Origin of the sequence: Lentzea sp. NPDC003310 (genome assembly GCF_040610935.1) — a bacterium.
Taxonomy (GTDB): Bacteria; Actinomycetota; Actinomycetes; order Mycobacteriales; family Pseudonocardiaceae; genus Lentzea.
In genome coordinates, this window is the sequence record NZ_JBEXNC010000002.1 from 352081 (window position 1) to 370817 (window position 18737).

Annotated in this window: 18 protein-coding genes; 7 read left to right on the top strand and 11 right to left on the bottom strand. The window is 70.5% G+C overall.

Going from position 1 to position 18737, the window contains the following annotated elements; all coding sequences use genetic code 11:
• Positions 1-67 precede the first annotated feature (67 nt).
• The 4 genes from ABZX02_RS04200 to ABZX02_RS04215 are packed head-to-tail and all read left to right on the top strand — an operon-like array spanning position 68 to position 3778.
• Positions 68-835, top strand: coding sequence for an ABC transporter ATP-binding protein (locus ABZX02_RS04200; RefSeq protein ID WP_355295006.1), 768 nt, complete (start codon positions 68-70; stop codon positions 833-835).
• A gap of 56 nt (positions 836-891) precedes the next feature.
• Complete coding sequence (locus ABZX02_RS04205) at positions 892-1671, top strand: enoyl-CoA hydratase-related protein (RefSeq protein ID WP_355294651.1); 780 nt, start codon at positions 892-894, stop codon at positions 1669-1671.
• Complete coding sequence (locus tag ABZX02_RS04210; RefSeq protein WP_355294652.1) at positions 1661-2617, top strand: class I SAM-dependent methyltransferase; 957 nt, start codon at positions 1661-1663, stop codon at positions 2615-2617. Before ABZX02_RS04205 ends, ABZX02_RS04210 begins: the two co-directional genes overlap by 11 nt.
• Entirely contained in the window at positions 2618-3778 is a 1161-nt protein-coding gene (locus ABZX02_RS04215) for a class I SAM-dependent methyltransferase (protein WP_355294653.1), read from the top strand. It begins immediately after the preceding gene.
• Here the strand turns inward: ABZX02_RS04215 and ABZX02_RS04220 are convergent.
• Positions 3737-4324: a TetR/AcrR family transcriptional regulator gene (locus tag ABZX02_RS04220; RefSeq protein ID WP_355294654.1), complete on the bottom strand. Its 588-nt coding sequence runs from the start codon at positions 4322-4324 to the stop codon at positions 3737-3739. The two genes, ABZX02_RS04215 and ABZX02_RS04220, sit on opposite strands and share 42 nt — an antisense overlap.
• 88 nt (positions 4325-4412) lie before the next feature.
• On the opposite strand from ABZX02_RS04220, the gene ABZX02_RS04225 reads away from it, so the two are divergent.
• Positions 4413-4802, top strand: a complete 390-nt coding sequence (locus ABZX02_RS04225; RefSeq protein WP_355294655.1) for a DUF4267 domain-containing protein — start codon at positions 4413-4415, stop codon at positions 4800-4802.
• On the opposite strand, the gene ABZX02_RS04230 is transcribed toward ABZX02_RS04225, so the two are convergent.
• The 4 genes from ABZX02_RS04230 to ABZX02_RS04245 all read right to left on the bottom strand — a co-directional run bounded on the left by ABZX02_RS04230 (position 4738) and on the right by ABZX02_RS04245 (position 11525).
• A complete protein-coding gene (locus tag ABZX02_RS04230; RefSeq protein WP_355294656.1) occupies positions 4738-5463 on the bottom strand; it encodes a nucleotidyltransferase domain-containing protein in 726 nt (241 codons plus the stop codon). The genes ABZX02_RS04225 and ABZX02_RS04230 overlap by 65 nt on opposite strands.
• A 24-nt stretch (positions 5464-5487) precedes the next feature.
• A complete protein-coding gene (locus tag ABZX02_RS04235; RefSeq protein ID WP_355294657.1) occupies positions 5488-7290 on the bottom strand; it encodes a hypothetical protein in 1803 nt (600 codons plus the stop codon).
• A 64-nt stretch (positions 7291-7354) separates the two neighbouring features.
• Complete coding sequence (locus ABZX02_RS04240) at positions 7355-10612, bottom strand: GH92 family glycosyl hydrolase (protein ID WP_355294658.1); 3258 nt, start codon at positions 10610-10612, stop codon at positions 7355-7357.
• A 58-nt stretch (positions 10613-10670) separates the two neighbouring features.
• Positions 10671-11525: a nucleoside hydrolase gene (locus ABZX02_RS04245; protein ID WP_355294659.1), complete on the bottom strand. Its 855-nt coding sequence runs from the start codon at positions 11523-11525 to the stop codon at positions 10671-10673.
• A gap of 106 nt (positions 11526-11631) precedes the next feature.
• Here ABZX02_RS04245 and ABZX02_RS04250 point away from each other — a divergent pair, with 106 nt between their 5' ends.
• Positions 11632-12384 (top strand): acyltransferase, encoded by a 753-nt coding sequence (locus ABZX02_RS04250; RefSeq protein WP_355294660.1) that lies wholly within the window; start codon positions 11632-11634, stop codon positions 12382-12384.
• Here ABZX02_RS04250 and ABZX02_RS04255 read toward each other — a convergent pair.
• The 5 genes from ABZX02_RS04255 to ABZX02_RS04275 are packed head-to-tail and all read right to left on the bottom strand — an operon-like array spanning position 12381 to position 17007.
• Complete coding sequence (locus ABZX02_RS04255) at positions 12381-13157, bottom strand: SGNH/GDSL hydrolase family protein (RefSeq protein ID WP_355294661.1); 777 nt, start codon at positions 13155-13157, stop codon at positions 12381-12383. The two genes, ABZX02_RS04250 and ABZX02_RS04255, sit on opposite strands and share 4 nt — an antisense overlap.
• 48 nt (positions 13158-13205) lie before the next feature.
• Positions 13206-14453 (bottom strand): glycosyltransferase family 4 protein, encoded by a 1248-nt coding sequence (locus ABZX02_RS04260; protein ID WP_355294662.1) that lies wholly within the window; start codon positions 14451-14453, stop codon positions 13206-13208.
• Between the two features lie 4 nt (positions 14454-14457).
• Entirely contained in the window at positions 14458-15924 is a 1467-nt protein-coding gene (locus ABZX02_RS04265; protein ID WP_355294663.1) for a glycoside hydrolase family 57 protein, read from the bottom strand.
• On the bottom strand, positions 15921-16649 hold the full coding sequence (locus ABZX02_RS04270; RefSeq protein WP_355294664.1) for a class I SAM-dependent methyltransferase: 729 nt from the start codon (positions 16647-16649) through the stop codon (positions 15921-15923). The genes ABZX02_RS04265 and ABZX02_RS04270 overlap by 4 nt, the downstream gene beginning before the upstream one ends.
• Before the next feature lie 10 nt (positions 16650-16659).
• Entirely contained in the window at positions 16660-17007 is a 348-nt protein-coding gene (locus ABZX02_RS04275; RefSeq protein ID WP_355294665.1) for a hypothetical protein, read from the bottom strand.
• Positions 17008-17127: 120 nt separating this feature from the next.
• Between ABZX02_RS04275 and ABZX02_RS04280 the strand changes: the two genes are divergently transcribed.
• Positions 17128-17763, top strand: coding sequence for a TetR/AcrR family transcriptional regulator (locus tag ABZX02_RS04280; RefSeq protein ID WP_355294666.1), 636 nt, complete (start codon positions 17128-17130; stop codon positions 17761-17763).
• On the opposite strand, the gene ABZX02_RS04285 is transcribed toward ABZX02_RS04280, so the two are convergent.
• Entirely contained in the window at positions 17764-18606 is an 843-nt protein-coding gene (locus ABZX02_RS04285) for a DegV family protein (RefSeq protein ID WP_355294667.1), read from the bottom strand. It lies immediately after the preceding gene.
• Positions 18607-18737 lie beyond the last annotated feature (131 nt).

Below are 18737 nucleotides of genomic sequence, written 5' to 3' on the forward strand. Positions count from 1 at the left end.
TCGGTCGGGGGCCGTTCGGAACAATGGGGGCGTGGCGGACGTCGACGTGACAGATCTGGTCGTGCACATGGCGGGCGTGTCGGTCCGCCGAGGCAAGAACACGCTGGTCGGCAACATCGACTGGAGCGTGGAACTGGACGAGCGCTGGGTGGTGCTGGGCCCGAACGGCGCCGGCAAGACCACCCTGCTAAGGCTCTCCAGCGCCGACCTGCACCCGACCAAGGGCAAGGTCCACCTCCTGGGTGAACGCCTGGGCAAGACGGACGTGCAGGAGCTCAAGCCGCGCATCGGCCTGTGCAGCGCCGCCCTCGGCGGCCGCATCCCGCCCGACGAGACGGTCGTCGACCTCGTCGTCTCCGCCGGCTACGCGGTCCTCGGCCGCTGGCGCGAGGAGTACGGCAAGCAGGACACCGACCGCGCCCGCGAGCTGCTCGGCACCCTCGGCATGGACCACCTCGCCGACCGCCTCTACGGCACCCTCAGCGAGGGCGAGCGCAAGCGCACCCTCATCGCCCGCGCGTTGATGACCGACCCCGAGATGCTGCTGCTCGACGAGCCGGCCGCGGGGTTGGACCTGGGTGGTCGCGAGGACTTGGTCGCGAAGCTCTCCGAGCTGGCGATGGACCCGGACGCGCCCGCGATGGTGCTGGTCACGCACCACGTGGAGGAGATCCCGCCGGGCTTCACGCACGCGCTGCTGCTGCGCGAGGGCTCGGTCGTCGCCCAAGGGCTCTTGGAGGACACCCTCACCGAGGAGAACCTCTCGAAGACGTTCGGGCAGGACCTGGAGCTGCAGAAGTCCGGGGACCGCTTCTTCGCCCGCCGCAAAGTCTGAAAAGCTACCGCCGGGTAACGTGACATCGACGTCGCGACAACTGATGGAGGGCTCCCTTGGCTGAGTTCGTTCGGCTCGAAGTCTCGGACGGGATCGGCACGATCCGCTTGGAGCGGCCGCCGATGAACGCCCTGAACCGGCAGGTGCAGACCGAGCTCCAGGCCGCCGCGAAGGAGGCCTCGGAGCGTGCGGACGTCTACGCGGTCATCGTCTACGGCGGCCCGAAGGTCTTCGCGGCCGGCGCGGACGTCAAGGAGTTCGCGCAGATCTCCCACGCCGAGATGACGCTGCGGGCCAAGGGCCTGTCGGACGCGCTCGGCGCGCTGGCCTCGGTGCCGAAGCCGACGGTCGCCGCCATCACGGGTTACGCGCTCGGCGGCGGGTTCGAGGTCGCGCTCGGCTGCGACCGCCGCATCGCGGGCGACAACGCCAAGGTCGGCCAGCCCGAGATCCTGCTCGGCCTGATCCCCGGCGGTGGCGGCACGCAGCGCCTCGCCCGGCTGATCGGTCCGTCGAAGACCAAGGACCTGCTCTACACCGGCCGGTTCGTCGGCGCCCAGGAGGCGCTCGAGATCGGCATGGTCGACGAGGTCGTGGCGCCGGACGACGTGTACGCCGCGGCCGTGCGCTGGGCCAAGCAGTTCGTCAACGGGCCGGTGCTCGCGCTGGCCGCGACGAAGGCCGCCGTCGACGGTGGCCTCGACACCGACCTCGAGTCGGGCCTGAAGCTGGAGAGCCACCTCTTCGCGGCGTTGTTCGCGACGGAGGACAAGAAGGCGGGCGTGGAGTCGTTCATCGAGAACGGTCCCGGAAAGGCGAAGTTCAGTGGCAACTGACCCGGCACCCAACCCGCACGCGACGGCCGAAGAGGTCGAGGCGGCCTACAAGGACACCAAGCTCGCCCAGGTGCTCTACCACGACTGGGAAGCGGGCACGTACGACGAGAAGTGGTCGATCTCCTACGACGACCGCTGCATCACCTACGCGACGGACCGGTTCCGCGCCGCCGCCGGTGACGTCGGCCCGTACGAGCACGCGCTGGAACTGGGCTGCGGCACGGGCTTCTTCCTGCTGAACCTGATGCAGGGCGAGGTGATCAAGAAGGGGTCGGTCACCGACCTGTCGCCCGGCATGGTCGAGGTGGCGCTGCGCAACGCCGAGCACCTCGGACTCGACGTGGACGGCCGGGTCGCCGACGCCGAGCGCATCCCGTACGACGACAACACGTTCGACCTCGTCGTCGGCCACGCGGTGCTGCACCACATCCCCGACGTCGAGGCGGCGATGCGCGAGGTGCTGCGCGTGCTGAAGCCCGGCGGCAAGTTCGTGTTCGCGGGCGACCCGACGAACATCGGCAACTTCTACGCCCGCAAGCTCGGCCAGGCGACGTGGTGGCTGACCACCAACATCACCAAGGCCGTGCCGGTGCTGGGCGACTGGCGCCGCCCGCAGGAGGAGCTCGACGAGTCCTCCCGCGCGGCCGCGTTGGAAGCAGTGGTGGACCTGCACACGTTCGACCCGGACCAGCTGGAGGCGACCGCCCGTCGCGCCGGTGCCGTGGGCGTGCGCGCGGTGACGGACGAGCTGTCGGCCGCGTTGTTCGGCTGGCCGGTGCGCACGTTCGAGGCCGCCGTGCCGCGCGAGAAGCTGGGCTTCGGCTGGGCGATGTTCGCCTACCGCACCTGGCAGAACCTCTCGTGGGTCGACCAGAACGTGCTCGCGAAGGTCCTGCCGCGCGAGGTGTTCTACAACGTGTCGATCACCGGCAAGAAGTCCTCGTAAGTGGGCTACGCGTTCACCACGGCCGACGTGGCGTTCCTGCGCTCCGACGCCGGAACCGCCGCGCTGGCCTGGGTGGACGCGTTGTCCTTTTCGGACGTTTCCCGCGTCCGCGACGTCGAGACGGCCCGGCGGAAGCTGGGCCCGTCCTTCGCACCCGTCGTGGAAACGGTGCTGCTGCGCCGTCGTGCGGTGTCCAAACTGGACTCCGCCAGGTCATGGCTCTTCACCGACGACGCGCTGCAGCAGGCCACGGCCTCCGCGGTCGCCCGGCACCGCGCCGCGCGGTTCGCCGGACGGTCGGTGCACGACGTCACGTGCTCCGTCGGCGCGGACCTGTCCGCGCTGAGCGAGGTGGCGTCGGCCTGCGTCGGCTCCGACCTCGACCCGGTGCGCCTTGCCATGGCGCGCAACAACGTTCCGGACCAGCTCGTGGTGGTCGCGGACGCCCTGCGGCCGGTGTCGCGCGCCTCGGCGGTCACCGCGGACCCCGCGCGCCGCGACTCCGCCGGCCGCCGCAAGTGGAACCCGTCGGACTTCGTGCCGCCGCTCGACGAGCTGTCGGCGGTGTACGCGGACGTCGACCTGGCCGTGAAGTGCGCTCCCGGCATCGACTTCGCCGTCGCGCCGTGGGCCGACGAGATCGAGGTCGTGTCGCTGGACGGCGCCGTCCGCGAGGCCTGCCTGTGGACGAGAGGCCTGGCCACGCCGGGTGTGTCGCGCCGCGCCTCGGTGCTGCACGGCACGTCGTCGTGGACCCTGACGGACGTCGAACCCGACGACTGCCCGGTCGCCGCCCCCGGCGAGTGGCTGATCGACCCGGACGGCGCGGTGGTGCGGGCGGGCCTGGTGCGCCACTACGCCGCGCGGCACGGGTTGTGGCAGCTGGACGAGCGCATCGCGTACCTGAGCGGTTCCGAGCCGCCGCCGGGCATCCGGGCGTTCCGCGTGCTCGAACACGGGCACTACACGGAGAAGTCGCTCAAGTCGTTGCTGAAGACGCGGTCGATCGGCCGGCTGGAGATCCTGGTCCGCGGCCTCGACGTCGACCCGAACACGATGCGCAAGCGCCTCAAGCTCTCCGGCCCCGGCTCGGCCACGGTGGTGCTGACCAGGATCGGCTCAAAGCCCGTCTTCGTGCTGTGCGAGGCTGAGCGCACCTAGGAGCAGGTCGAGCCGGGTGTCGTCGTACGCCGGTCGCAGCCTGCCGCCCTGCACGAGCGTCGCGATGCCGTGCAGCGAGCTCCAGAACACCTCCGTCAACGCCTCCAGGTGCCGTTCGCCCCGGACCGGCTCGACCGCGGCGACGAGCTCCCCGAACGCGTCGAGCAGCTCCTGCGGCACCTCCTCCGTGCCCCACGGGATGTCGGACTGCTGCACGAACATCGCGTCGTAGAGCGCGGGCCGTTCCCGCGCGAACCGCAGGTACGCCTCCGCAGCCGCCCGCAACCGCGATTCGCCACGCGAGGGGCGAGCTTTGCGCAGCACCCGCGCCAGGTCGCCGCAGCCCTGGATGGCGACGGCGCGCACGATCGCGTCCTTGCCCTTGAAGTGGCTGTACAGCACCGGCTGGCTGTACTCGACCTTCTCGGCGAGCCGCCGGGTGGTGACCGCGTCCCACCCTTCGGCCTCGGCCAGGTCGCGGGCGGCGTCGATGATCAGCTGATGGCGCTCGGCCCGCTCGCGCTCACGCCGGTTCTGGATGCTCACCCGCAAAATCTAGCACCGCTAGACATCCGAGCGCCCGTGGTGTTAGCGTCGCTCCATTCGCTAGCGACGCTAGATCTTGGAGGACGCAATGCGCTTGACCACGATCATGGGGTGGCTCGTGGTGGTGGCCGGCTTCTGGTTCGGCCTCGGCTACCTGTTGAACGGCGACGGCGCCGCAGCGGGCTTCGGCATCGTCGACCCGACCGGCTACTACGTCGTGAAGGGCGTCCGCGACCTCGCTTACGCCTTGACAGCGCTGATCCTGCTGCTCATGAACCAACGCCGAGCCCTGGGCTGGGTGGTCCTGGCGGACGCGATCATCCCGATCGGCGACTGCCTGGCCGTGATCACCCACGGCGGCACGGTCGGCTACGCGCTGGCCGTCCACGGCTCGGCGGCCGTGCTGGTGCTGATCACGGCTGGTCTGCTGCTGCGAGAGACAGCGCCCGGACGGCTTCGCGCAGCTCAGGCTCACTGATCTCGCCCAGCAGCAGCGCGGTCAGCGCCTGGAACGCCCGCAGCAGTTCGCCGGGGTGCGTGGACAGCACCAGCGTCCCGGCGAAGGCGTCCGCGTCCGCCAGGTCGTCGAGCCCGCGCCCCTGCACCGCGTCGACGCCCTCGCGCAGGCACCACAGCGACATGACGTGGTCGCGCATCCCGTTGATCATGTAGACGGCCTGCCACCTGCGTCCGCGCGCGATGGACGACCGGGCGTGCAGCGCGTACAGCCAGGCGAGCCCGATCAACCCGTCCCGGTCGGGCTGCCCGGCAGGCGGCAACTGGTTCGTCTCCCCGAACAACAGCTTGAACGTGGGTCCGGTGGCGCCGAACTCGTCCGACGGCCAGAAGGCGATGTCCACCTGCAACGTCGAGCGCATCAAGAAAACGCGGAACAGGACGTTGCCGCGCCTCATGTCGAGGTGGCTCACCGCACCGCACGCGTACATCAGCGCGGTCCAGTCGGTGACGACCGCGTCCGTCTCCCGGTCGACGGACAGGGCGAAGTCGAGGTCGGACCAACGATCTTCCGCACCCACCGCGGCCGAGCCGGTCAGTGCCGCGCCGACCACCCTCGGGTCGACCTCGGCGGCGTTGACCAGGTCGCGGCGCAGCTGCTCACGTTCGGAAACCGAGAACACGCTCCAACCTTATGGGTCGCCACTTCAGCCTGGCTTGCGCACGAGGTTCGTGTACCCGGCGAGCGCCAGGGTCGCGAGGCCCCACACCGCGAGCTGCACGAGCCAGATCGCCGCGGTGAACGCCTGGCCCTTGCGTGACGAGGTGTCGAGGTCGCACCGCGCCCGCATCCCGGTCATCGCCAGCGGCAGGCCGCGGTCGAGCCCGAGCCCGATCAGCTCCACAGTTGAACAGGGCGCGGCCGACGAGACCCGTTCCGCCGCGAGGTGACCGGGCCGCGTCGGCACCTGGCCCGCCCACCAGCCGAGCGCCCCGGAGACCGCGAGCACCAGCAGCAACGCCGCCGCCGTCCGCCGCGCCCGGTACCCGTAGCCGGCGAGCACTCCCCACAGCCAGTGGAACCAGCGCGTCAGGCGTCCGCCGAGCGACTGCGGGCTGCGTCGCCGCAAGTCCGTCTGCTGTGCCATCAGGATCCGGCGCACGGTGCCGTCGTGCCCGGCGGCCCGCTCGACCGCGGCCAGCCGCTGGTAGGCCGACGCGTGGTACGCGGGGGTGTGGCAGCGGATCACGTGCAGCCACTCCTGCCAGTCCCACCTGGCCAGCGAGGAGTAGGTGAAGTCGTCCAGCAGCACCAGGTTCCCGTGCGGGCACGTCGGTCCGCGGCCGCGGTCGGGGCACAACGCCTCGTGCGGCAGGCGCACCGACGTGCCGACCGTCGCGTCGCGCAGGACCAGCGCGGGGGTCGACTCCAGCACGACCTCGTCGGAGCACGCGAACCTGTCGCGCAGGTGGGCGCCGATCAGGCTGAGCGCGGGATCGCCGCCGCCCGCGGTGAGCTTGGTGCCGCCGCGCACGGTCAACGGGCCGTCGACGCTGATGCGGTCGGCGGTGATCGCGGCACCGGCGGCGTTCCGGATCTCGGTGCCGGCGAGCTCGAACGCGGTCCCGATGCGGCTGCTCACCAGGTCGACCGCGCCGACCTCGCTGTGCGCGGTGATGAAGACCTCGTCGCGCAGCAACAACGCACCGTCGACGCGGGCGCCGTTGGCGTCGAGCGCGATGCCCGCGGGGTTGGTGATCCGGGTGTCCGACAGTTCCAGGTGTCCCGAGATGGTCGCGCTGACCAGGCGGACCGCGCTCTTCGGCGTGTGCGCGGTGATCCGGACCGCGCGGCGCAGGTGCATCCCGCCGATCGCGCTCGCGTCGAGGCTCAGCGCGGGGCCGGTGGCGTTGCCGATCTCGACCTCCGCCAGTTCGAGGCTCGAGGCGATGCGCGCGCCGACCAGGCTGACCGCGCTCTGCGGTCCGGTGCCGGTGATCTTCGTGCCGTCGCGCAGGAACACCGTGCCGTTGACGGTCAGGTCGGCAGCGTCCAGTGCTCGGCCACGCGCGTTGGAGATCCGCACGCCGGAGAGCTCGAGGTCGCCCCCGATGCGGGCGCCGATCAGCCTGACGGTGCTGCTGTCCGGCTCGTCCCCGGCGAACTCGGTGCCACCGCGCAGGAACACGTCGCCGTCGACCTGGAGACCGTTCGCGTGGATCCCGCCGCACCGGCCTCCGGCGAAGACGAGGTCGGGCAGGCTCGCGTACCGGGCCTTGATCGGCTCGACGATCACGCAGTTGCTGAAGACCAGTCCTGCCAGTGCTTTCACGCGGTTGAGGTCGAGCACGCCCTCGACCCGCACGCTGTCCAGCCGCAGCCCGGCGGGGTCGATCTCGCCGTGCCGCCCCAGCAGCAGCTCCCGCACGAGGCCGGCGCGCACCACGTCGCCGACCAGCCACTCGCCGTCGCGGGCCGCCTGGACGAGCCGCTGCTCGTTGTCGCTCACCGGCGGATCATGCCCGCGGCGGGGGCGGCCCGGTCAGCGAACCGGACCGCCCCACCGGGATGGCCTAACCCAGTGCCACGGCGAAGATGTGCATGTTGCCGTCTTCCGGCAGCACCACACTGGCGAGCGTCTTGCCCTCCGGTGCCACGTACGTCTTCGTCGCGAAGATGTGCGTGGCGACCTTCTCGTTGCCGCCACCGGACTGGTTGCGGTACGGCGTGTTCGCGACGACCACGTTGCCGAAGCTCGGTGCCGCCCCGCCGCCGCCCAGCGTCCAGTCGCTGAAGCCGATGTCGACCGACGCCGTGGTGCCGTCCGTGAACGTCACCGTGGCGGGCTTCGTCCGCGCCCCGTTCGCCGCGGAGCCGAGGAACGCGAGCCTGGTCCCGGACAGGGCAAGCGTTTGCTTCGCCGCCGTCGCGTTGTCGGGACGGCCGGGAGGCGACGACGGCCACGTGAACGTGAGCCCGTCGACGGTGCCCGTGCCACCCGGCTGGAGACCGGCCGCGGCCAGCGCCTCGCGCGAGTAGCTGTAGCCGCCGCCGTCGAAGTCGCCCTCACCGTCGGCGTCCGCCGAGGCACCGACGTTGTTCACGGCGGCGAGCATGCTTCCCGCCGGCGCGACCTTCACGATCTGCGGCAGCACCACCGGTTTCGCCGCGCCCTCGACGGTCACCGTCACTGTGATGTCGTAGAACCCCTGGGCGGTGGCGGGATCGGCCGCGACCGTGAACTCCGCGGGCACGGTGCCGGTCGCCGGTGTGAACGTCAGCCCGGCGGGACCGGTGATCGTGTAGGCCGCCTTCGGGTCGCCGTCGTAGAGCTTGACCGAGTTGACCTTCGCCGGGACCGACTTGCCGGGCTCCACCACGAGCTGGCGCGGCTCGACCGTGAGGAAGTACGGCTGGTCGTGCTCGATCGGCTTCTCCCCGTCGCGGAACGACGGCGGCGCGTCGGAAGCCCCGGTGCCCCAGTTCGACGCGGTCTTGCCGAGCACGAAGTCCAGCTTGCCGCCGCGTTCGACGAACGACTCGGGCAGCCAGGTCTTGGTCGACGCGCGACCGTTGACCTTCAGCGACTGCACGTACTTCGTGGCGGTGTTCGCCTGAGGGGCGGTGATGGTGATGTCCTTGCCGCCACCGCGGTTGATCTTCACCGAGGTGAACAGCGGCGCGCTCAGAACCAGCTCGGCGCGCGACGGTACCTGCGGGTAGATGCCCATCGCGGTGAACACGAACCACGAGGACATGGCGCCGAGGTCGTCGTTGCCGGGAATGCCGCCGGGGGCGTTCTTCCACAGGGTGTTGATGGTCTCGCGCAACGTCTCCTGCGCCTTGGCGGGCGCGCCCGTGTAGTTGTAGAGCCACGGCACGTTCACCGACGGCTCGTTGTCCAGTTCGGACTTGGCGCCGCCGCGACCCGTCAACGCCCAGCTGCCGTCGGCGTTGTGGAAGAAGTCGTCCAGCCGCTTGTTGGCGCGCTCACGGCCGCCCAGCGACTCGACGAGTCCGGCCACGTTGTGCGTGACCATCCACGTGTACTGGGCGCTGCTGCCCTCGACGAACCCGTTGCCGGTGTCCGGCGTGAAGTCCTTGACCCACGTGCCGTCGGCGTTGCGGTTGCGGATGTACCCGCCGGTCGAGTCCGCGACCGGGTCGAAGTTGTTCTGCCACCACTGCGCGCGCTCGGCGAACGTCTTCGCGGTCTTCTTCTCGCCCGCGCGCTCGGCCAGCTGGCTGATCGCGAAGTCCGCCGCGGAGATCTCCAGGGTCTCCGCCGCGCCACCCCAGGCGTTCGACACGGCCGGCATGTACTGGTGCTTCAGGTACTTGTCGAGCGACGGCCGCTGCCCGACCGACATGACCGCCCAGCCGTCCTTGCTCAGGTCCAGCGCCGTCGGCACGGTCGCGGCCTTGACCAGACTCCGCAGTGACGACTTTAGGTCGTACTTGTCGCCGCCGAACGCCGAGATGGCGGCGAGCGCGATCGGCGCCGGGTCGCCGTTCATGACGTGCGTGCCGCCGCCGTTGTGCGTCCAGCGGTCCCAGACGCCGTTGTTCTGCTCGGCCTGGTTGAGCAGCGACTGCGCGATGTCCGAGCCGATCTGCGGTTCGAGCATGGTGAGCAGCTGCAGCTGCGAGCGGTAGATGTCCCAGCCGGAGAACGTTCCGTACTGGGCCTTCTGCCGCCGCTTGTCGATCTTGTGCGTCTTGCCGTCGAACCCGGCGTACTCGCCGTTGACGTCGCTGTAGAGGTTGGGGTGCAACAGCGAGTGGTACAGCGCGGTGTAGAACTTGGTCCGCTCGTCATCGGAGCCGCCGCCGACCTCGATGCGCTTGAGCTGCTTCTGCCACGCGATGTACGCGTTGTCCCTCATGTCCTCGATGGACTGGCCCTTGTTCTCGGCCTTCAGGTTCTCCCGCGCGTTCTCCAGGCTCACGTAGGAGATGCCGACCTTCACACCGACCTGCGAGCCGGGCGCGAACCCGAGGTAGGCGCCGGACCCCTTGCCGAGCACCGGCCAGCCGTTCGTGCCGTACGTCGTGCCGCCCTTGGAAGACGTGCTGCCGGGCGTGACAACGTTGTCCTGGTACGTGCCGACCTCGGTGAACGCCTGGTCGAACTCCGCCACGAAGTGCAGCGTGTAGTAGCTGCGGCGGCCGACCTGGTTGATGTAGCCGCAGAAGTTGCCGGACGTGACCGAGCCGGTGATGGTCCGCTTGTCCTTGTCCACCACGGTCTGCGCGTCGGACGAGCCGACCTGCGACTTGGAGGTGTTGACCAGCACCGTCGCCGGCTTGTCGGCGGGGAAGCTGAACCGCGCGGCACCGGTGCGTTCGGTGGCGGACAGCTCGGCCTTCGCACCGGACTTGAGCGTCACGTCGTAGCGGCCGGGCTTGGCCACCTCGTCGGTGTGCGCGAACTCGCTCGCGTAGACCGCGTCCGTCGCGTCGGTCGTCGGGCTGGTCGTGACGGTCCCGACGTGCGGGAAGATCGGGATGTCACCGCTGCCGCCCGCGCAGCCCGTGCCCGACATGTGGGTGAGGCTGAAGCCGCGGATCTTCGTGGCGTCGTACCGGTAGCCGCCGGGTGCCGCGGCGCGCAGGGTGTTGCCGCGGCTGGCCTCGGGGCTGAAGGAGAACATGCCGAACGGCACGACCGCGCCGGGGAAGGTGTTCCCGAGGTTGGTCGTGCCGATGAACGGGTTCACGTGTGCTGCCGGGTCCGGCACCACCTGGATCTGGGGCTGAGCGGAGGCAGGGACCACTCCGAACGTCATGGCCGCCACTACCGCAGCTGTCGTGAGGACTCTTCGCTGCATGGTCGCGGACCCTACTTACCGTGCCCGCGCAACCCCAGAGAGCGACGCGAACCTGTCGTCAAACGGACAAGCGCTGCTCCATGAAGGCCCGCAGCGCGGGCCAATCGCAGTCCTCCGCGACCTCTACCTGGTGCTTTCCCTCGACGAGCGCACCCTCGTCGTCGATGTCGAGCCCGTGCGTCCGCAGCTCCAGGCTGCCCGGCACGATCGCCTCGGCCACCGCGACGGCGTCGTGGATCAGGATGCCCTCCTCGCGGTCGGAGTGGTTCTGGTCCTTGTGCGCCGCGAGGTACGCGCGGTAGGTGCCGGTGAGGTTGCTGAGCACGGGGTCGACGTTCGCGAGGAACTCGGTGTCCGCGATGCACCGCTGCGTGAGGTTGAGCGGCACGACGATCGGGTTGCCCTTGCGGATGACGGTCCGCGCGGCCTTCGCGTCCGCCCAGAAGTTGAACTCGGCGCGCAACGTCATGTTGCCGATGCCGAGACCGCCGCCCATGACGACGAGCCGCGGGAACTCGACGCCGGCGTCGAGGGCGTTGGCGATGTTGGTGAGCGGCCCGATCGCCGCGACGACGGTGTCCGGCGTGATGGTGTCCGCGAAGAACTGCACGACGTCGTCGCCGCTGATCCCCTGCGGGTGCTCCGGCAACGTGAGCGCCTGCCCGCCGAGCCCGTCCGCACCGTGCACGTCCGCCGCGCCACCGGGCCCCTCCGAACCCCTGATCACCGGCACGTCGGTGCGCCCGAGGTGCGCGAGCAGCCGCAGCGCGTTGGCGGTCGTGAGGTCCAGCCCGACGTTGCCGAAGACCGTGGTCAGCGCTTTGAACTCGACCTCGGGGCTGCGGGCCGCGAGCGCGATCGCGAACGCGTCGTCGACCCCGGGGTCGGTGTCGATGATGAGAGGAGTGGCCATGCCGTCAGCCTGCCTCAAGGCCGGGGTGCCGCGCCTCTCACCTCCGCGGGGACCACGCCACAACCACATCCGGAGCCCTCGCCGGGCGAAGTTAGAGTCTTCGTCCATGACGAGCATGTGGGGCGCACCGGTCTGGACCCGCTGGCGCAGGTCGCGCCGTGACCCGATGCAGGCGCGGTTCCTCACGATGGCGTCGCTGCGCTGGGTGCTCCGCCACCGCGCCTACACCCCGTGGTACCTCGTGCGGTACTGGCGGCTGCTCAAGTTCCGCCTGCTCAACCCGCACGTCGTGCTGCGCGGCATGGTCTTCTTCGGCAAGCGCGTCGAGGTGATGGCCCGCCCCGGCTTCGGCCGCCTCGAGATCGGCCGCTGGGTGCACATCGGCGACGGCAACGCCATCCGGTGCCACGAGGGGTCGCTGCGCATCGGCGACAAGGTCGTGTTCGGCAAGGACAACACGGTCAACTGCTACCTCGACATCGAGATCGGCGCGTCGTCGCTGGTCGCGGACTGGGTCTACATCTGCGACTTCGACCACAAGGTCGAGGACATCACGCTGCCCATCAAGGACCAGGGCATCGTGAAGTCCCCGGTGCGGATCGGGCCGGACTGCTGGCTCGGCGCGAAGGTGACGGTGCTGCGCGGGACTCGGGTGGGGCGCGGGTGCGTGCTCGGGGCGCACGCGATCGTGCGCGGGGACATCCCGGACTTCAAGATCGCGGTCGGGATGCCGGCGCGGGTGGTGCGGGACCGGCGGGCCGACTACGAGGCGGACGCGCAGCGGCGGGCGGACATCGCCGACATGGCCCGCAAGGCCAAGGAGGCCCTGGCCCAGCGGGCGGAGGACGCGCCGGCCTAACGCGTTGCGTGCTGCTGCCAGGTCAGCGGTGCGAGCTGCGGGCGCTTCGGCACGAACCCGTCACCCGGCTGTCGGCCGATGAGCTTGTTGCGCGTCCGCGTGTACGCCACCGGCAGCACCTGGTCGCGCAGCCACCGCCAGTGCTCCAACATCGACGCCCGCGCCGCCACCCCGTCGAGCGGCGTCAGCCACGCCGGGTCGGACGGGATGTCGAGCGCCGACAGCAGGTGTCCCGCCAACCGCCTGTGCCCCAACGAGGACAGGTGCAGGCGGTCCGGCCCGAAGTACCGCGAGTCGTGCACGCACTCGTCGGCTTCGACGTCGACCAACACCGCGCCATAACGCTCCGAGGCCACGCGCACGGCCGTGTTCAGGGCCTCGATGCGTGGGCGCATGCGCCAGCCGAACGGCATGCGGTGCGAGATGTCGCTCAACGTGAAGACGGCGACGGTCGGCGCGAACGAAGTCACGGCGCGTACGACGGCATCGACTCGTTCAGCCAACTGCGCGGCCGAAGCGCCTGACATCACGTCGTTGCCGCCGCCGAAGAGCACCACCAGGTCCGGCTCCAGCGCTCGTGCGGACGGGACCTGCTCCACCAGCATCTGGTCGAGACGGCGGCCGCGCACACCGAGGTTGGCGTAGCGGAAGCCCGGCGCGTCCAGGGCCGACGCGACGCGGTCCGCCCAGCCCCGGTACCGGCCGTCGGGCAGCAGGTCGTCCAGGCCCTCGGTGCAGCTGTCCCCGAGCGCCACGAAGCGTTGGTATGTCATTCAGTCCTCGGTCACCTCTTGTTAACGGGACCGGCGACTGTAGCGGACCTAGGTGAACAGATTTCCCGTCGCGATTTTGGGGCGCCCTAGGACCCGTGGTTCGCGCACGGCAGCACTCGCGTACACGGACGCGGTGTCCGTGGCGATCGTGGCCCAGTTGAAGTCCGTCACGAGCCGTGCCTTCGCAGCGCGCGCACGAGCCGCCGCGGACGTCGGATCGGACAGCACGTCACGCACGGCGCGAGAGAGTCCATCGACGTCACCAGGTGCGAACGAAAGTCCGGTGACGCCGTCCAGCACGACCTCGCCGAGTCCGCCGGCGGTCGACGCGACCAGGGGAGTGCCGGCGGCGGCGGCCTCCAGGGCCACGATGCCGAACGGCTCGTAGCGGGAGGGGAGCACGACGGCGTCGGCCGCGGTCAGCAACGCGGCGAGGGAGCGGTCGGACAGGTGGCCGACGAACTCCACGGCCCGCAGCACGCGGTGCTTGCGCGCCTGCTCCTGCAGCCACTCGGTCTGCGAACCGCCGCCGGCGACGACGACGCGCGTGCCGCGGTGGTGCCGGCGGATCCGGGGGAGCGCGGCGATCAGGTCCTGGATGCCCTTCTCCCACTCGATGCGGCCGAAGAACAGCAGCAGCGGGTCACCGTGCGGCGAGTACGTGCGCCGGGCCGCGCCGACGTCCTTCGCCCGCACCTTCCAGCCACCCGGTTCGATGCCGTTGTGCAGCACGGAGACGTCGGCGGTGTCCACTTCGAACAGGTGCCCGACCTCGCCGCGCATCGCCGACGAGCACGTGATCAGCGCGTCGGCGCGGTTCGCGAGCCACCACTCCACCGAGTGCACCTGCTGGTTCAGCGGGTGCGACAGCCAGCCCGAGTGCCGGCCCGCCTCGGTCGCGTGGACCGTCGCGACCAGCGGCACGCCGAACGCCTCCGCGAGCGCCACGGCCGGGTGCGCGACGAGCCAGTCGTGCGCGTGGATGACGTCCGGGCGCCACGACTCGAGCGCCAGCCCGGCGCGCGTCATCGCGTGGCCCATGGCGAGAGTCCAGGCCAGCAGGTCCTTCTCGAACACGAAGTGCGCGGGGTCCTCGGCGACGCGGACCAGCCGCACGCCCTCGCTCACCACGTCGGTGGTCGGGTGCGTGATCGCGTCGGTGCCGGAGGGCTGCCGGCACAGCACGACGACGTCGTGCCCCTGCGCGGCCAGCTGTGTCGCGAGCGCGTGGACGTGCCTGCCCAGCCCGCCGACGACCACCGGCGGGTACTCCCACGACAACATCAGCACGCGCATCCCGTTACCCCATTCCTCGCGCGTCCAGGTGCCCGAACGGGCCGTCCGCCGCGCGGAGCTCCGCCGCCCTCGCCTGACCACGACCGCCGCGCGCCAGCGCCGCGAGCTCGCTGAAGCGGTCGCTGTGAATCTTCGCGCGGTAGCGGGCGTAGTCGGCGGCCGAGTCCTTGGTGACCATGAAGGCCCAGTCGCTCGACAACGCCAGCAGCGCCTCGCGCACCGCCTGGTCCAGCACCGGATTCCGCGCCACGGCGGAGAAGTCCAGTCCCAGCAGCTCTTTCTGCACCGACTCGTTCAGCGACACGATGTCCGCGACCTGCGCGCCGTCCCACACGCGCCAGTCCTTGCCGCTGCCCCACGACGACGCCGGCAGCTCGACCGGCGCGCCCACGTGCCCGGCCTCGACCGCGCCGCGCAACGTCGTGACGCGAACCCCGGCCTCCGGCAACGCGCGCAGCACGGCCTCCAGCCACAACGGACCCTCGTGCCACCAGTGCCCGTACAGCTCGGTGTCGTAGGCGGCCACGACGAGTCCGCCGTCGATCGCCCGTAGCCGCCGCACGACCGTGTCCACGAAATCGGCCACGTGCCGGTCGAGCGCCTCACGCGCCAACAACGGGTCGTAAGGCCGTTTGTCCTCGGGCGCCACGTTCTTGCCCGTCACGCGCGACGGCTTGAGGCCCGTCGGGTGATCGTAAGTGTGAAAATCCCGGTAGGCCGCATCACCCGGATAGCCGACCTTCGGCGACCACACGCGGTACGAGACCTCGAGGTCGCGCCCGAACGCCAGCACGTCCGACGAGCCGACGGGGTGCGCCGCCGAGGTGTCGCCGTGCAGCGCGGGCCCGTCCACCATGAACCGCCGCACGCCCGCCGCCGCGTACCCGGCCTCCATGCCGGGTGAGTAGCCGCACTCCGGCGCCCAGATGCCCTCCGGTGCACGGCCGAGGCGCAGCGCGGTGTCGTCCAGGCCGGTCCGCAGCGCGAACGCCCGGACCCGCGGGTCCAGCAACGGCTGGAACGGGTGCGTCGCCGGTCCGCCGAGCAGCTCGATCGTCGAGGAGTCCACAAGGGACCTCAGGACGGGCGAGAACCCGTGCCGCCACTGGCTTTCGAACCTGTCCAACGCCCACGAGGACGCGCGGTGCTCGTACGCGGACAGGTCGCGCAGCCGCTCGCCCGCGAAGTGCGAGCGCAGGTGCCAGTTGCCGAGCCAGTCGTGCATGCCACGCAGGCAGTACGGGTCGTCGAGCTGCGCGGCGAGGACCGGCGTGACGCCGAGCGTGAGCACGTCCTCGCGGCCCTCGTCGGCGAACCGCCGCAGCATGTCCACGACGGGCAGGTACGAGTGCGCCCACGCCTGGTAGAGCCACTCCTCGCCGACCGGCCACGCGCCGTGGTGCGCGAGCCAGGGCAGGTGGCTGTGCAGGACCAGGCAGAACGTCCCCTCGGACCTGGTGCTCCCCGTCACGCGCGCACCGCCACGGCCACGAGGTCGAGGCAGGCGTCCATGTCGTCAGGGGTGATGTCGAAGTCCTCCACCGTCACCGACTCCACTGCCTCCTTGAGCTCGGCCGGCCACGGCGCGCCGGACAGGGCGACTTCGACCTGTGCGTCGATGATCTGTCCGTTCAGGAGCGTGTCAAGCCTGCGTCCGTGACGCAGCCCCGTCAGTTCGTCAACGCGGAAACCTGCGTCGCGCAGCATCTCGTCCAGTTCGGACGGTGCGAGTTCCCTGGTGTGGAACGGGTTCAGCGGCGTGTCCTGGCCGGGCGAGAACGTCAGCCTGTTCGGCGTCGTCACGATCAGCTTGCCGCCGGGCCGCAGCACCCGCCGGCACTCCGCGAGGAACTGCTCCTGGTCCCACAGGTGCTCGATGACCTGCAGGTTCGCCACGACGTCGACGGCGCCGTCGCGCAGCGGCAGGGTCGCGAGGTTCCCGCGCAGCACGTCGAGCTGGGGGTACGCGCGCGCCACGTGCTGCGACGTCAGCTCGTCGTAGTCGAGCGCGACCACCCGGCGCGCGACCGTGCGGATCAGCTGCGCGCCGTAGCCCTCGCCGCAGCCGGCCTCCAGCACGACGGCGTCCGCGCAGTGGCCGATGAGGTGTAGATAGGCCGCCTCGTGTCGGCGGAACCAGTAATTCTCCTCGGCGATACCGGGCACCGTGCGTTCGCCGGTCAGGGGGAGGGTCACGCCCGCCAGGTTACTTGTCAGTAGTCCTCCTGCGAACTACCTGGTGCGCGATGGCGGTCGCGACCCCCGTCGCGGCGAGGACCGCGGTCGTCGGCGTGTCCATGTACTTCGACAGGCTCGGCGCCTCGCTCGGTCCGGTCAGCCACATCGTCAACGGCGTCGCGTAGGCCACCGTCAGCGCGCCCGACCACCAGCGCAGGGCCTTCGAGCGCCCCTTGCGCAGGCTCGCGACGAGCACGACGGCGATCGGGATGCCGGACAGGAGGCCGAACTTGCCGATCACCATGACCGGCGCGGCCCAGGCCGCGACCAGGACGGACTTCGAGGGGTGGACGGCGGTGGCGGTACGAGCGGTCATGACGGGCTCCTTCGTTCGTTAGTGGTGCTTGCGTTGGTTATAACTTCTAACTGTTGTGACATGCAGAAGCTAACGTGAAGGCAGCGTGAGTGTCAATAACAAGTGTGAGAGGGTCTAACTATGACGACAGAGTCGACGCGGAAGCCCCGCGAGCGCTACCGCGCCCAGGTGCGTGACGAGGTCAAACAGCGCGCATGGGAGCAGATCGCGGCCAACGGCGTGACAGCGTTGTCACTCAACGCCATCGCCAAGGAGATGGGGATGACCGGGCCGGCGCTGTACCGGTACTTCGCCGGTCGCGACGAGCTGATCACCGCGCTCATCCGGGACGCCTACCGCAGCCTCGCCGACACCGTCCGCGCGGCGCACGAGGCCGGCACCACGGTCGTGGCGCTCGCGGCGGTCATCCGGGAGTGGGCGCTGAGCGACCCGCAGCGGTACCTGCTCATCTACGGCACGCCCGTGCCCGGCTACCACGCGCCCGACGACATCACCGCGATCTCCGACGAGATCCTCGCGGTGCTGCTGGAGGTCTGCCGCTCGCCGCACGACGCGCCGCAGAGCCCGTTCGACGTCTTCCTGGGCATGGACCGCGGGTGGGCGAGCACGGTCGCGGCGCCGTCGCCGACGGTGCACCGCGCGCTGTCGTTCTGGACGCGCGTGCAGGGCGTGCTCTCGCTCGAGCTCGCCGGGCACTTCACGCCCATGGGGTTCGACCCGGGCCTGCTCCTCGCGGAGGAGGTCGCCGACCTCTGATCAGAACGGCGAGACCGTGACGGCCAGCGCGCCCGGTCCCACGTTGGCGCCGATCGCCGCGCTCACCTGGGTCAGCACGACGTCGCGGGCGTGCGGGATCCGCTTCTGCAGCATCTGCAGCAGCTCGTGGCCCTCCTTCTCGGCCGCGAAGTGCTCGACCGCGAGGTCGACGTTGCGGCCGTAGGCGAGGGCCACCGCCTTGTCCGCGAGCTTCGCGAGCGCCCGGTCGCGGCCGACGACCTTGTCGAACGGCTCCACCTCGCCGTTCACGACCGTGAGCAGCGGCTTGACCGAGAGCGCGTCGCCGAACAGCTTCGCCGCCGCGCTGACCCGGCCCGCCTGGCGCAGGTAGTGCAGCGTGTCCACGTAGATGAGCACCTGGGCGTCCCGGCCGCGCTGCTCGGCGACGCTGCGGGCGTTCTGGACGTTGCCGCCGCTCTGCACGATCCGCGCCGCCGCGAGCGCCGCGAAGCCGAGCGTCATGCCCGACGAGTGCGAGTCCACGATGAACACCGGCACGCGCGACTTGGCCGCGGCCGCCTTCGCCGCGTCCGTCGCGGGGGAGAGCTTCGGCGTCACGTGCACCGAGACGATCGTCTCCGCGCCCTTGGCCCACGCGTCCTGGTAGGCCCAGAAGAACGCGTCCGGCGCGGGCGGCTGCGTCGTGATCGGGATCTGCGCCTCCATCGCCTGCAGCAGCCGGTCGGTCGGCACGTACGCCTCGTCGATCAACTCCGACCCGATCTTGAGCTGCATGGGGACCGTGATGATGTTGAACCGGTCCGCCAGACGGGCGGGGAGCGACGCGGTCGAGTCGGTGACGACGGCTACTCGTGAGGACACGAACGAGAAGGTTAGCTAAGCGTGATCGAAGTAGCCACGACCGATGGAAGGCAATTCGTGTGATCTAGCTCTGGATGGTTGCTTTCCGTGCTCGCCGAACGCACGGAGTGAACACCCTGGAATGGCGCCCG